At 65.7% G+C, this 13,354-nt stretch carries 13 protein-coding genes and 1 riboswitch; of the genes, 10 read left to right on the forward strand and 3 right to left on the reverse strand.

Going from position 1 to position 13,354, the window contains the following annotated elements; genetic code table 11:
- Window positions 1-21 precede the first annotated feature (21 nt).
- A complete protein-coding gene (locus RHO23_RS07340) occupies window positions 22-705 on the reverse strand; it encodes an SDR family oxidoreductase (protein WP_030097942.1) in 684 nt (227 codons plus the stop codon).
- 258 nt (window positions 706-963) lie between these two features.
- On the opposite strand from RHO23_RS07340, the gene modA reads away from it, so the two are divergent.
- The 4 genes from modA (at window position 964) to RHO23_RS07360 (ending at window position 4,714) form a co-directional block, all read left to right on the forward strand.
- On the forward strand, window positions 964-1,707 hold the full coding sequence (gene modA / locus RHO23_RS07345; RefSeq protein WP_109421029.1) for a molybdate ABC transporter substrate-binding protein: 744 nt from the start codon (window positions 964-966) through the stop codon (window positions 1,705-1,707).
- Window positions 1,704-2,501 carry an ABC transporter permease gene (locus RHO23_RS07350; protein ID WP_070940949.1) on the forward strand — a complete coding sequence of 266 codons (798 nt, stop codon included), beginning with the start codon at window positions 1,704-1,706 and terminating at the stop codon, window positions 2,499-2,501. The genes modA and RHO23_RS07350 overlap by 4 nt, the downstream gene beginning before the upstream one ends.
- Window positions 2,498-3,565, forward strand: coding sequence for a sulfate/molybdate ABC transporter ATP-binding protein (locus tag RHO23_RS07355; protein WP_423488866.1), 1,068 nt, complete (start codon window positions 2,498-2,500; stop codon window positions 3,563-3,565). The genes RHO23_RS07350 and RHO23_RS07355 overlap by 4 nt, the downstream gene beginning before the upstream one ends.
- A 135-nt stretch (window positions 3,566-3,700) precedes the next feature.
- On the forward strand, window positions 3,701-4,714 hold the full coding sequence (locus tag RHO23_RS07360) for an APA family fibronectin-binding glycoprotein (RefSeq protein ID WP_064408756.1): 1,014 nt from the start codon (window positions 3,701-3,703) through the stop codon (window positions 4,712-4,714).
- A gap of 149 nt (window positions 4,715-4,863) precedes the next feature.
- On the opposite strand, the gene RHO23_RS07365 is transcribed toward RHO23_RS07360, so the two are convergent.
- Window positions 4,864-5,139: a GlsB/YeaQ/YmgE family stress response membrane protein gene (locus tag RHO23_RS07365; RefSeq protein WP_030097937.1), complete on the reverse strand. Its 276-nt coding sequence runs from the start codon at window positions 5,137-5,139 to the stop codon at window positions 4,864-4,866.
- 282 nt (window positions 5,140-5,421) lie between these two features.
- Here RHO23_RS07365 and RHO23_RS07370 point away from each other — a divergent pair, with 282 nt between their 5' ends.
- The 6 genes from RHO23_RS07370 (at window position 5,422) to RHO23_RS07395 (ending at window position 12,942) form a co-directional block, all read left to right on the forward strand.
- A complete protein-coding gene (locus RHO23_RS07370) occupies window positions 5,422-9,195 on the forward strand; it encodes a molybdopterin-dependent oxidoreductase (protein WP_423489189.1) in 3,774 nt (1,257 codons plus the stop codon).
- A gap of 16 nt (window positions 9,196-9,211) precedes the next feature.
- A riboswitch (Fluoride riboswitch) is annotated at window positions 9,212-9,284 on the forward strand.
- 13 nt (window positions 9,285-9,297) lie between these two features.
- Complete coding sequence (gene crcB, locus RHO23_RS07375) at window positions 9,298-9,765, forward strand: fluoride efflux transporter CrcB (RefSeq protein WP_078284697.1); 468 nt, start codon at window positions 9,298-9,300, stop codon at window positions 9,763-9,765.
- Complete coding sequence (gene crcB / locus RHO23_RS07380; RefSeq protein ID WP_030097934.1) at window positions 9,762-10,133, forward strand: fluoride efflux transporter CrcB; 372 nt, start codon at window positions 9,762-9,764, stop codon at window positions 10,131-10,133. Before crcB (RHO23_RS07375) ends, crcB (RHO23_RS07380) begins: the two co-directional genes overlap by 4 nt.
- 10 nt (window positions 10,134-10,143) lie before the next feature.
- Window positions 10,144-10,587 carry a universal stress protein gene (locus RHO23_RS07385; RefSeq protein WP_030097933.1) on the forward strand — a complete coding sequence of 148 codons (444 nt, stop codon included), beginning with the start codon at window positions 10,144-10,146 and terminating at the stop codon, window positions 10,585-10,587.
- A 41-nt stretch (window positions 10,588-10,628) separates the two neighbouring features.
- Window positions 10,629-11,786: a GNAT family N-acetyltransferase gene (locus tag RHO23_RS07390; protein ID WP_423488867.1), complete on the forward strand. Its 1,158-nt coding sequence runs from the start codon at window positions 10,629-10,631 to the stop codon at window positions 11,784-11,786.
- 82 nt (window positions 11,787-11,868) lie between these two features.
- Window positions 11,869-12,942, forward strand: a complete 1,074-nt coding sequence (locus RHO23_RS07395; RefSeq protein ID WP_423488868.1) for a GNAT family N-acetyltransferase — start codon at window positions 11,869-11,871, stop codon at window positions 12,940-12,942.
- On the opposite strand, the gene RHO23_RS07400 is transcribed toward RHO23_RS07395, so the two are convergent.
- Window positions 12,939-13,334: a DUF6194 family protein gene (locus RHO23_RS07400; RefSeq protein WP_200996810.1), complete on the reverse strand. Its 396-nt coding sequence runs from the start codon at window positions 13,332-13,334 to the stop codon at window positions 12,939-12,941. The two genes, RHO23_RS07395 and RHO23_RS07400, sit on opposite strands and share 4 nt — an antisense overlap.
- Window positions 13,335-13,354: the final 20 nt, after the last annotated feature.

Here is a 13,354-nt window from a genome sequence, read left to right on the forward strand (position 1 = left end):
CTGGAGTGCACTCCAGCTGTGTCAGCTGACGCCGGCGGGAACTCCGCGGCTGACATGCAGAGTTTGGCCGGTGATGTGACGCGCCTGCGGGCTGGTGAGGAACAACGCCAACCGTGCGATCTCGGCGCTGACCAGCTCTTGGGCATCCTCGGTGCTGTCAAGGCCGTCGTAGTTGGCGTCGGCCGACTGCCCGGGAGCGATGGTGTTGATGGTGATCCCGCGGGTGCCCATTCGCTCGGCCTGCTCGGCGGTCCACGCCGACAGTGCGGCCTTGGCGGCAGTCGTGGCGCCCGATCGGTCCCGGCTGCCCAGCGTGCACAGATTGACGATGGCCGCGCCGGAACGCAGATGATCGCCGATGGACTGCACCGTCAGCACAGCGGTCAGCACGCTGGACTCGTAGCGAGACAGCCACGCCTCGCCGGTATCGGTGAGGGTGCCCAGATGCGGGCCGGGCTCGCTCCAGACGGGGTTCGGGATGTTCACGATGGCGTCGAGGTGCTGGGGAAACAGTTCGACGTTCTCTTCCAGGCTGTCCGGGTCGGAGTTGTCGCACACGATGGCGTCGACCTCGAGCTCCTTGGCGGCGATTTCCAGCTCGTCGGCATTGGGGCCGGTGATGACCACCCGATGGCCGGCGTTGCGGAATTCCGCAGCCACCGCCCGGCCGACCTCGTTAACCGCTCCGGTTACCAGTACGTCCATGGCGGTACCTTCCTTACCTTCCTGCAAGCTTTACCGATCCGCTCCTGTTGCCAGGCCTGATCAGCTTGATCGTGACACAACCCGGACCTCATACCCCGGATTTCGTGGCCGGGTCGCACGGGTTTGAGCGCCAATATTACTGGACGGTAGCAATACCCACGACCACCACGTATCGCCTCGGCTGGGGCTAGGGTTGTGCCGGTGACCAGCAGAGGGTGGAAAATTCTCGCCGCAGCACTCCTTACGGGTTCGCTGACCATGTCCGGCTGTGGTTCGCGAACGGCGCCCGAGGGCAGCACAGCGGCCCCGTCGACTGGTTCGGGCTCTGCTCCGGTTCAGTTGCACGTGCTGGCCGCGGCGTCGCTGCGCAAGGCCTTCACCGAAATCGGGAAGTCTTTCGAATCGACCCACGCGGGCACCACCGTCGAGTTCACCTTTGCGGGGTCCTCGGATCTGGTCACCCAGCTCACGCAGGGCGCCCAGGCCGACGTGCTTGCCACCGCGGATTCGGCCAACATGGACAAGGCGTGGAAGGCGCACTCGGTGGTCAACCCCGTCGACTTCGCGGCCAACACGCTCACCATCGTCGTCGCCCCCGGGAATCCGAAGGGCATCGCCACCTTTGGGGACCTGGCTCGTCCTGGTCTGGATGTGGTGGTGTGCGCACCGCAGGTTCCGTGTGGCGCGGCCGCCTCGACCGCATCCAAAGAGACTGGGGTGCAATTGAACCCGGTCAGTGAAGAGTCCTCGGTGACCGATGTCCTGAACAAGGTGATTGCGGGGCAGGCCGACGCGGGTTTGGTCTACGTCACCGATGCCAAGTCCGCCGGCGAGAAAGTCACCGCGGTCGCGTTTCCCGAGGCGCGGTCGATCGTCAACACCTATCCGATTGCGGTGACTGCGAACTCACGCAATCCCGAACGCGCGAATCAGTTCATCGAAACGGTCACCGGGGATGCCGGACACAAGATTCTGGCGGCGGCCGGGTTCTCTGCGCCGTGACACCGGCACCCGGTCTGCCGCGCTGGGTGTATCTGCCGGCGGCCGTTGGGGCAGTGGTCATCGTGCTGCCGCTGCTGGCACTCGTGGTCAAGGCCGACTGGCCTCAGTTCCCCGCTTTGATCACCAGCCCCGCCTCACAGGCAGCGCTGCTGCTCAGCGTCAGGACATGCGTGGCCAGCACGGCGTTGTGCCTGCTGCTGGGTGTCCCGCTGGCCATCGTGCTGGCCCGCGGACCGGCGTGGCTCACCCGCCTGCTGCGCCCTTTGATTCTGTTGCCTCTCGTACTGCCGCCGGTCGTCGGCGGCATCGCACTGCTCTACGCCTTCGGCAAGCTCGGCCTACTCGGCCACTACCTGGACGCCGCAGGTATCCGGATAGCGTTTTCCACGTCTGCTGTGGTGCTGGCGCAGACATTCGTCTCGTTGCCGTTTCTCGTCATAAGCCTCGAGGGCGCGCTGGCCACGACAGGGGAGCGCTACGACCATGTGGCGGCAAGTCTGGGCGCACCACCGACCACAGTGCTGCGGCGGGTGTCGCTGCCGCTGGTGATGCCGGCACTGGTCTCGGGTACGGTCCTGGCCTTCGCGCGTTCGCTCGGTGAATTCGGTGCCACCTTGACCTTCGCAGGATCCCGGCAGGGGGTCACGCGCACACTGCCCCTGGAGATCTATCTGCAGCGCGAATCCGATGCGCAATCGGCCGTGGCGCTCTCGCTGCTGCTGGTGGCGGTGGCAGCGGTTGTGCTGGCCGTTGTGGGAGCCCGGGCCTGGCGCCGCGATGGGTGGCGGCGATGAGTGAGTTGCGATTCGAGGCAGGGCATTCCGGTCGGGGTGTACACGCCGCATTCACCGTTGCACCCGGAGAGACCTTGGCGATCGTCGGCCCCAATGGGGCCGGTAAGTCCACATTGCTCGGGCTCATCGCCGGACTACTGCGACCCGACTCCGGTGAGATCCGCCTCGGCGATCACGTGCTGACGAACTGTGCCACAGGCACTTTCGTTCCGGCCCATCGGCGACGTACGGCCCTCCTGCTGCAAGAAGCCTTGTTGTTTCCGCACCTGACGGTCGCGCGCAACGTCGAGTTCGGGATGCGCGCCCGGCATCGAGATGAGGTGCCTGCCCTGCGCGATCGCTGGCTGGAATCGGTCGGCGCGCGCGACCTTGCCCGACGCCGGCCGGGCGAACTGTCCGGGGGGCAGGCGCAGCGAGTGGCGATCGCCCGTGCCTTGGCCACCGAACCCGACCTGGTGCTGCTCGACGAGCCGCTCGCAGGCCTCGATGCCGCGAGCGCGCCGGAAATCCGGGCCTTATTGGGCCGGGTGCTGGGCCGCGGTGGCCAGAGCGCTCTGATCGTCACGCACGACATCATGGACGCCGTCGCCATCGCCGACCGGGTGATGGTCCTGGACTCCGGCCACATCGTGGAGCTGGGAGATACCGCGACCGTATTGGCCCGTCCGACCAGCAAGTTTGGTGCCCGGTTCGCGGGTGTGAACCTGATCGCAGGCACCGTGGGCGAGGACGGAGCCCTGCACGCGGACGGCATCGTCATCCACGGCGTGTGGTCCGGCGCCGACAGTCCCGAGCCGGGCCAGCATGCCGTCGCGGTGTTCGGGCCGCGTGCGGTGGGCGTGCATCTGTCCCCGCCGGGCGGCAGCCCGCGCAACGTCATCGCGGTGGCCGTGTCGACCCTGAGCGCTCATGGCGACAGCGTGGTTGTAACGGCAACCGCGGGGCCCGCGATATTCACGGCACACATCACCGCGGCTGCCGCGGCAGAGCTAAAGCTGGCACCCGAGGAGTCGGCATACTTTGCCGTGAAGGCTCACGAGGTCGTCATTCAGGCGGCGCAGTAGCTGGGGACGGGGATTTCGGCAGCCTTTGAGAGGAAACCTATGTTTGCTTCTGATCAGCCAAACCCCTTGCCGAATCGGGCGCGCCGATTGCCGGATACGCTTGCACGTGCAGGACAAAACGGTACGTTCATTGGCATGCAGCAACCACGGGCAACTTTGGCCGCCAAGCGGGTGCAACGGGCGCGGGTGATGGCAGCTGCCGTCGCCGTGGCCTCGCTGTCGGGGGCAGGGGCGATAACGCTTGTCGCCGGACCGGCTGATCAGTCGCCGACGTCGGTACGCACGGCGGAAATCAATCTGGTGACCACCGATGCGCCGCCGCCACCCGCAACGCCTGCACCCGGGCAACCGGCACCCAACCCGGAGACTCCGACAACCGTGACGACGCCTCCGGCGTCACCTCCGCCCGGTACTGCCGCACCCACTCCGCCGCCGGCACCCGGTGCGCCGGCAGATGCCGCGCGCGTCAACAATGACCAGGGTGGATTCAGTTATGTTGTGCCCCAAGGCTGGGCGCAAGCGGACGCGCGCAGGCTGACATACGGTTCGGCGCTGCTGACCAACCCAGCGGCGCCAAACGGCAGCATTCTGCTGGGTCGCCTCGATCTGAAGCTCTTCGCGGGCGCCGAGCCTGACAACCAGAAGGCCGCACGCAGGCTCGCTTCGGATATGGGTGAGTTCTTCATGCCGTACCCGGGGAACCGCGTCAACCAGGAAGATCAGAGCTTCGAAGTGGCGGGCATGCCCGCGGCGTCCTCGTACTACGAGGTGAAGTTCGACGACGCCGCCAAGGAGCCCGGTCAGATCTGGGCCGCCGCCGTGGGCAAGGGCAAGGATCGTTGGTTCATCGTCTGGCTCGGTACCGCGGCATCCCCGGTGGACAAGGGAGTGGCCAAGGCCCTCACCGACTCGGTTCGTCCGTGGACCCCACCGACGCCGCCCACGCCGCCCGCCGGGCAGCCTGCCGATCCCAACCAGCCGGCGCCCGCGCCTGCGGACCCGAACCAGCCCGCGCCTGCGCCTGCCGATCCCAACCAGCCACCGGCTCCTGCGGCACCGGGTGCACCGGCGCCCGAACCCGCTGCTCCGGGGCAGCCCGTGCCACCGCCACCTCCAGCGGCGCCAGCAGCACCCGGGGTTCCGGTCTAACGCTCGGCTAGTTCGGCTCACGCACTGTGCGGTGAGCGCTGACGGTAAGTGTCGGTGAAGGTCGGATTCCGTGCGCCCACGCGATCAGCGTGGGCGCACGTCACCGATGCACTGTGTTTTCGCCGGAAGATGCCGCCTAGGGGCAGCGACTAGCTTTTGGTTTTCCCGGCGATGAACTTGTAGACGACCAGCAGAATCACCGCGCCGACCAGTGCTCCCAGGAAGGCGTGATTGATCGGTGGGGTAACCGTGAACTTGTGAGGGGCGAACACCAGACTTCCCAGCGTCCCGCCGACGTAACCACCGACGATGCCCAGCAACGCTGTCACGATCCAGCCGAAGTTCTCCTTGCCAGGCACGATCAACCGGGCGATCCAGCCAACGATCAGGCCAAGAATGATCATCCAAATGATGTTCAACACCATGTCTAGCTCCTTCGAGTATGCGTACTGAGGAAACGAGCGTCGACCCGCTGCTGATGCTAGTGGAACACTTCGCCCGTCGGCGCTCTAACGGCGCGTTGCGGGGAGATGTCGTTCTCACGCTCGGTAGATCCGTGCGGTGAGGACGCCGTGACAGCCGGATAACCTCGGCGGAAGAATTCGGGAATCTGACTCGCTCACCATGGCGGGGTGACCGAACTCAGCGCGCCGCCCACCGCGCGCCGTGCCGCCTGCTCGTATTGCGGTGTCGGCTGCGGTGTGGTGGTGCGGGCCGAGAGAAGTTCGGCGGGTCCGGTCACCATCGCAACCGTCGAGGGCGACGCCCTGCACCCAAGCAATCAGGGACGCCTGTGCACCAAGGGCGCCACGCACGCCCAGCTGATGGCCGCCGACGGACGCATGACGGCGGCGCATATCCGTCCCGCGCGCGGGACGGAGCCGGTTCCGGCCCCATTGGCGGCGACAACCGCCGAGGCCGGCAGGCGATTACGCCACATCCTCGACACCCATGGACCCGATGCGATCGCCCTGTACGTATCCGGCCAGATGAGCCTGGAGGCGCAGTATCTCGCTAACAAGCTCGCCAAGGGCTATATCCGGACCACGCAGATCGAGTCCAACTCGCGGCTCTGCATGGCCAGCGCGGGAACCGGATACAGCCAGTCATTGGGAGCCGACGGGCCGCCCGGGTCGTATTCCGATATCGAGCAGAGCGATCTGTTCCTCGTCATGGGTGCGAACATGGCCGACTGCCATCCGATTCTGTTCCTGCGCATGGCCGATCGGCTCGGCAGTGGAGCCCGGCTGATCGTGGTCGATCCGCGCCGCACCGCCACTGCCGAACGCGCTGATCTGTTCCTGCAGATCACCCCCGGTACCGACCTGGCCCTGCTCAACGGACTGCTGCATCTGCTTGTGGAGAACGGGGATATCGACTCCGGGTTCATCGCCGAGCACACCGAGGGCTGGGCGGGGATGCCGGAGTTCCTCGCCGGTTATCCACCTATGACGGTCGCGGCTATCACGGGCCTGGCCGAGGACGATATCCGCACCGCCGCCCGGTGGATCGGGGAGGCGCGCGAATGGATGACGTTGTGGACCATGGGCCTCAACCAGAGCACTCATGGCACCTGGAACACCAACGCGATCTGCAATCTGCATCTGGCTACCGGTGCCATCTGCCGGCCCGGCAGCGGACCGTTCTCGCTGACCGGCCAGCCAAATGCGATGGGCGGCAGGGAAATGGGTTACATGGGCCCGGGGTTGCCGGGACAGCGCTCGGTGAAATCCCTCGCCGATCGAGAATTCGTCGAGCGGCACTGGCACCTCGCACCCGGTTCCATCCGCGAGGAGTTCGGCACCGGAACCGTGGATATGTTTACCCAGATGGCCGCCGGCGATATCAAGGCGTGCTGGATCATCTGCACCAATCCGGTTGCCTCGGTGGCTAACCGGAAGAATGTGATCGACGGACTGCGCCGGGCCGAGCTGGTGATCAGCCAGGATGCCTTCCTCGCTACGGCCACCAATGAATACGCCGATGTGCTCTTGCCCGCCGCGCTGTGGGCCGAATCAGATGGCGTGTCAGTCAACTCGGAGCGCACGGTAACGCTGACCAACCGGGCCGCCGACCCGCCGGGGGATGCGCAGCCCGACTGGCGCCTGATCTGTGATGTCGCCCTCGCGATGGGATTCGGCGACGGTTTCGACTACGCGTCAAGCGAGGAGATTTTCGAGGAGATCCGCGGATTCTGGAATCCACGGACCGGATACGACATGCGCGGGGCGAGCTACGCGCGACTGCGTCAAGGCCCCGTGCAATGGCCTTGTCCACCCGAAGATTCGGGGGAGCGGAATCCGATTCGCTATCTCAACGACGGAGTCAGCCAAGGCCTGTATATCGGCGAGGACGGCACCATTCCGCGGCTGGCGTTCCCCACCCCGTCGCGGCGGGCGGTGTTCCACGCCCGTGCCCACCGCGACCCCGCGGAAACCCCCGGTGACGGATATCCCATGGTCTTGAACACCGGTCGTTTGCAACATCATTGGCATACTCTCACCAAAACCGGCCGCATCAAGACGCTCGAGCGGCTCCATCCGTCCCCCTTCGTGGAGATCCACCCCCGCGACGCCGCCACACTCGGCATCTCCGAAGGCGATATCGTCGATATCGCCTCGCGGCGTGGCACCGCCGAACTCCCGGCGATCATCAGCGACAGGGTCAAGCCCGGCAGCTGCTTTGCGCCCTTCCACTGGAACGACGCGCAGGGTCCGGGATTGGCGATCAACGCGGTGACCAACGACGCCGTCGACCCGGATTCGCTACAGCCCGAGTTCAAGGTCAGCGCGGTAATGCTGCGTCCCACCGGACGGACCGTTGTCCACGAGGTGCCTGACAGACCGGCACAAGCATTGGGCGACATAGCAATTCTGTGGACATCGCAGACGGGAAATGCCGAGACCGCGGCCATCGCGGTGCACAGGCTGCTGACAACAGCGGGAATCTCCGCCACGCTCACCGCGATGGACGAGTGCGCCCCCGTCGATCTCGATGAGGTTCGAACGGCCGTGCTCATCGCCAGTAGCTTCGGCGAGGGCGGCCCACCCGATAACGGCGCACAATTCTGGTCCGCACTCTCCGGAGAGACCAAGCCCCTGAACCGCCTGCGTTATGCGGTGCTGGGGTTCGGCGACCGGGCTTACGCGGATTTCTGTGGTCACGCCAAGGCGCTCGACGCCCGGCTGTACGAGCTCGGCGCCACCCCGGTATTGGCGCGGGTAGACGGCGAGGCGAATGACCGAGCACTGATCGCGGCGTGGACCGCGGACCTGCTGGAGGCGATCGGGGATGGCACCGAAGCCAGCGTCGAGGCGGTCAGACGACTGCGCAGCGACGGGCTGCCGGCGGCCGCGCCGGAGCTATTCACCCGCGACGCGCCGATCCTGGCGGCGTTGTCGCATAACGAGGTCCTCTCCGCGCCGGGCTCCGGCAAGGAGGTACGGCGCATCGAGTTCGACCTGACCGGCCACGATGTCGACTACTCGGTGGGCGATGCTCTCGGCGTCTATCCGACGAACCGCGAGGAAGATGTCCAACGCTGGCTTACTGCAACAGGTTTCGATGCGGAGTTGCCGATCACGATCGACGGGGGCGAGCTGCCCCTGGGTACCGCGCTCGCCAGCCACTACGACATCTGCCGCGTCACCGATGACCTGCTGCGTTTCGTCGCCGAGCGGCGCGGCGACAAACCGGCCATCAAGCTGTTGCGCGGCCCCGACGTCACCACGCGTGAGCGGTGGCTACAGGGCCGCAATGCCCTGGATGTGCTGCGCGAGTTTCCCGTCCGTGCCGGTATCGAGGAGTGGCAACAGGTCCTGATCCGGCTCACCCCACGCCAGTACTCGATCTCGTCCAGCCCCTTGGTCAGCCCGAAATCCATCGCATTGACGGTGTCCATCGTCCGGTTCCAGGGGCCCGACGGCTCGGCCCGCGGAGGTGTGGGATCGACCTTCCTGGCCGACCGTGCCCAGCGGCTGCCCGTCCCGATCTTCCTGCAGAAATCGCCGCATTTCCGCCCGCCCGATTCCTCGGACACGCCGATGATCATGGTCGGTCCTGGAACCGGTATCGCCCCATTCCGCGGGTTCCTGCAGGAACGTCGTGCCCTAGGCCACTCCGGACCCAATTGGTTGTTCTTCGGCGACCAGCACCGCACCCAGCACTTCTACTACCGCGAGGAACTCGACGGCTTCCTGCGCGATGGCTCCCTGCGCCGACTTGACCTCGCGTTCTCGCGCGACCAGCAAAAACGCATCTATGTCCAGCACCGCATGATGGAGCAGGGGGCACAGATGTGGCGGTGGCTCGCCGACGGCGCGCATCTCTACGTGTGTGGAGATGCCAGCCGGATGGCCAAGGACGTGGACAGCGCATTACTGGCCATCGCCCAGAAGCACGGGCGGATGTCGCCCGAAGAGGCTCTTGAGTTTCGTAAGGAGCTCGTCGCCGGGAAACGGTACGTCCGCGACGTGTACTGACCCGTCTCGCGCTATATTCGTCACGCGCGATGGATCTCGCCGGGGCTTGTCCCGAACCGCCACTGATGGCTGATAGTTCCTGTGTTGATGAGTCGTAACACGATGGGACCGAATGTGACAGGTGCGCAGCGCGAAGAGCCCGTGCGACCCCTCCATCTGCGGCCGTATGCCCTGCTGTGGGTTTTTCTCGGCGGTGTGTGTGGAACCGCCTTGCGGTACTGGTTCGAGAAGATGTGGCCGGCCACCGGCGCGGCCTGGCCTTGGGGGACCTTCGCGGTCAACCTGGCCGGAGCGTTCATCCTCGGGGCGCTGCTGGAAACCCTCACACTGCTGGGCCCGGACGGCGGTTGGCGCCAACGCGCCCGGTTGTTTGTCGGCACGGGTATCTGCGGCGCCTTCACCACGTACAGCGCATTCGCCCTGGAGATCAGCACTCTCGCCCGCAACGGATTTGCGGGCCTGGGCGTGGGGTACGCACTGGTCAGCATCGCGGCCGGTCTGGCCGCCGCCATGGCCGGGATAGCTGCCGCCGCCGCGGTCCTGGGGCGGTACTCGGGAGGTTCCGCGTGACGGTTATCGCCGTGATTCTCGCCGGGGCTTTGGGTGCGGTAGCGCGCTTCGTCGTCGATTCCCTCATCAAGCATCGCCGGACCTTCCGCTTCCCATGGGCGACGCTCCTCATCAACCTCAGCGGATCGGCCCTTATCGGCGTGGTGGCGGGCACCGTGATCTTCCACCATTCGTCGCCGGCCCTGCTGGCTGTCGTGGGGACTGGATTCTGTGGCGGCTATACGACTTTCAGCACCGCGAGTGTGGAATCGGTCAGGCTTCTCGAGCGGCGTGAATGGTCACTCGCCCTGTACAACACGTTCGGCACGCTGCTGGGCACCGTCGGGGCCTGTGTCGCGGGACTAGCGCTGGCGTGGTCGATAGCGTGAGGATGTCACTATGACCGAATCGTCAGGTGTGCACGTGGTAGTCGGATGGGACAGACACCCGCCGAGCACTGCCGCGCTGCGCTTCGGGATCGATATGGCCCGGCGCCTGGGCGCCTGCGTGCATGTGGTGCACATCCTCGATATGGACGACGAGCCGATGGATATCGACACCGACAGCTGGGAAGCGCAGGCAGGCAACGCTGTTACCGCTGCCGAGGCTGAGGCTGTCGAACAGCTTGCGGGCCAGGAAGTGGCCTGGAAATATCACCGCGCGCAGGGACCCGCTGCCGCTGCCCTTTTGGGCGTGGCGCAGCAGTACGAGGCGATGATGATCATTCTGGGTAGTCCACGAGGAGGGCTGGCATCCGCATTGGACGCGCTGCTCGGGCAGTCGGTGTCGCATCGCCTCATCGGCGCGAAAAGGGTTCCGCTAGTTCTCGTGCCCGCCACCTGACGACTTTCACGGAGCGAACGTTTCTCCTGTAGCCTGACGCGGTGTCTAGCAAATCCGGCCTCCGGTCCGTGGTGGACCTTAGGCCGGTCACGATCGGCGGGGTGACGGTGCTGCTACGACCGCCCCGGCTCGCGGATGGTCCATCCTGGCGGGAGACCGCGCTGGCTTTCACCGAGCGGCTGTCACCGGCGTTCAATCGTGACGACATGGATTGGGAGAGCGCGCATTCTCCGGTTATCTGGGTGGACACCTGGCGTTCGGCGCTTGCCGATGCACGCGCAGGCGGAGTCTCATACCTGCTGGTAAGGATCGATGACGGCATCGAGAGAGTCGTTGGGCACTTCTCGATGACCGGCAGGGATCCACGAACCGGGGGCGCCGAGATCTCCAGCTGGGCGGTCGATGTGCCCTCGGCCGTGAGCGGGTGGGCACAGCTGGTCACGGTGCTGGCTGCTTTTGAGGGAAACCCTGCGATTCCACACGCGTTGGCGCCCGTGGCGGTATCAAACGTGCGCGCAAACAGATTCTGCGAATCCATGGGCTGGACCCAGCTACAGACACGTCGTGCTCTGCGTAAATACGATGGGCAGATCTCAGACCACAACATGTGGGTGCTCGCCAATACGGCCGAGTACCGAGATTGGGTAAGGCAGCGCCTCACGGAAATTCCCGTCAGGAGAACGCTTTTCGCGCCCACCGTGTCCTGCAGGCCGGACGCTGGATACCTCGCCGCGTGGGCCCGATTCGCGGCGATTCGCGTCCGGCAGCGGATCAGTGCCACACTCCGGCGCGCACCGACTGCGTCCTCACTCGAAACCTCCACCACCAATGGGGAAGTGGTGCATATCGCACCGGCTGGTCGCGGGCGGTTCCGGGTGGCGGTGGCTGAGCGCACTGCCGGTTCGATTGATGTCTATACCGATGTCGGCACGTCCACAACGGAATTGGTGCCACGATTCGAGTCGTGGGTGTCCCGCGACGCCGGCGCGTGCGCACTGTCCGCACTCGCAAGCCATGTCGCCGCGCGCCCCGACGGGTCGCGCCGGACGGTCGTTGCGGTCAGCGGCGCGGATGGCACGCTCGCGGACCAGCTTGCCCGCCGTGGTTTTGTCGACGAGGGTGAGGCGCCGGCGACCCTGGGTGACGGTGGTACCGCGCGGCGCATGTGGACGCTGCTGGCGGGCCCGCTTCCTAAATAGACAGCCTGTACTTGGCAATCATCTTCTCGCAGTTGCCGATTAATCGCCATACGCCTGTGCCAAGGTGCGCTACCCTGCCGGGGTGTTCGCAAGCGATCGGCCCACTCCGACATCTCTGGGGCCGGTTGAAATAGACGGTAAGACCGTAATGCTGCGCATTCCGCGGCTCTCCGATGGCTCATCGTGGCGGGAAACCAACCTGCGCTACGAAGAGCGGCTGGCACCGGCGTTCGGCCATCCGGACATGCCGTGGTCGACAGCGCATTCGCCGTACATGTGGATTCACACCTGGAAGCAGGCACTCTCCGATGCCGCGCGTGGCTGGGTCTCGTATCTGCTCGTGCACCTCGATGGAGGCCGCGAACACGTCGTCGGCCACTTGGCCATGGCGGGGCGACATCCGCGAACGGGGGGCACCGAGGTATCAACATGGACGGCCGGTGTTCCACACAGCGTCACCCGTTGGGCGCAGGCATCGCTCATCATCGCCGGATTCGAGGCTGATCCCCGGGTTCCGCACGCGGTGGCGCCGCTCGCGGTGGAGAACGTCGCGGTGCAGCGACTTGCCCAGTCGGTGGGCTGGTCGCAGCTACAGACATGCCGCCGATTGCGCATGTACGACGGAAAGCCCACCGATCATCAGATCTGGTTTCAGGGCAACACCATCGAGAACCTGGCGGCGTTACGCAGCACGCGAGACGCCCTGTCCGGCAACATCACCAGCTGGACGACGTCGGGGCGCCGCGCGGCGGTTTCCTGGAGCGATCTGCTGGCGCGCGGGCGCTACGAACTGCGCAACTGCAGACGGCGCGTCGCTGCCGATGCGAATAGTTCAGTCGCGGTGACGGTTTCGGGGACCTCTCTGGGATCTGTCGAGATCGCTGTCGACCCGGGCAGCTCCACCACGGAGCTCATTGGCAGGCCCCGTCCCGATGTATCCGAGGATCAGCTCACCGCCACCATCGCAGATCTTGCGGGACGTTTGATGGGCGCTCCTTCACCCACTAGGCGGATCGTCGTCGCGGTGCGCGATGAGGATCGGCCCTTGACCGAGGCTCTCGCCGTGCACGGTTTCCGCAACGAGGGGCGCACCCTGCCCACCCTGGGCGACGCATCCACAAACCGACAGTTGTGGGCCAGCGTCAGCGACAACTAGTCGTCACGACCGCGTGCGTATGCCTCCGCCAGCAGTGGCCGGAGCACCTCGGCGAACGTGTCCTCACCTGGATTGACCACACACACCCATTTGGCGCCGCCGTACTCGGGATGTGGAAGTACCTGGTCGAACTCGGTGTAATCGGGCTGGATCGCCCCGTCCTGACCGGGCACAACCTTGACGAAGGTGTCACCGCTGACGCCGATGTTGAGCCGGTAGACGTGCGGTCGTCCGAGGTCGGAGTACGTATCGAATGCCTCGTTCGACATCAGGGTGATGACCGGCAGCTGACGTTCGGGGCCTTGGAAGAAGAACCAATTGCCCTGTACAACCTCGTGCTGCAGATCCGGGAAGGTCGTGACGATGTATTCGATGATGGCGCCCTCATCCATGACACCGAACCTACCGGCCT

Origin of the sequence: Mycobacteroides sp. PCS013, from assembly GCF_049532645.1 — a bacterium.
GTDB classification, from domain to species: Bacteria; Actinomycetota; Actinomycetes; order Mycobacteriales; family Mycobacteriaceae; genus Mycobacterium; species Mycobacterium gwanakae.

Excerpts from the sequence above, each read along its gene's own strand:
- RHO23_RS07340 (WP_030097942.1), bottom strand. The coding sequence starts at position 705 with ATGGACGTACTGGTAACCGGAGCGGTTAACGAGGTCGGCCGGGCGGTG.
- modA (WP_109421029.1), top strand. The coding sequence starts at position 964 with ATGTCCGGCTGTGGTTCGCGAACGGCGCCCGAGGGCAGCACAGCGGCC.
- RHO23_RS07355 (WP_423488866.1), top strand. The coding sequence starts at position 2,498 with ATGAGTGAGTTGCGATTCGAGGCAGGGCATTCCGGTCGGGGTGTACAC.
- RHO23_RS07360 (WP_064408756.1), top strand. The coding sequence starts at position 3,701 with ATGCAGCAACCACGGGCAACTTTGGCCGCCAAGCGGGTGCAACGGGCG.
- RHO23_RS07365 (WP_030097937.1), bottom strand. The coding sequence starts at position 5,139 with ATGGTGTTGAACATCATTTGGATGATCATTCTTGGCCTGATCGTTGGC.
- crcB (WP_078284697.1), top strand. The coding sequence starts at position 9,298 with ATGGGACCGAATGTGACAGGTGCGCAGCGCGAAGAGCCCGTGCGACCC.
- RHO23_RS07385 (WP_030097933.1), top strand. The coding sequence starts at position 10,144 with ATGACCGAATCGTCAGGTGTGCACGTGGTAGTCGGATGGGACAGACAC.
- RHO23_RS07400 (WP_200996810.1), bottom strand. The coding sequence starts at position 13,334 with ATGGATGAGGGCGCCATCATCGAATACATCGTCACGACCTTCCCGGAT.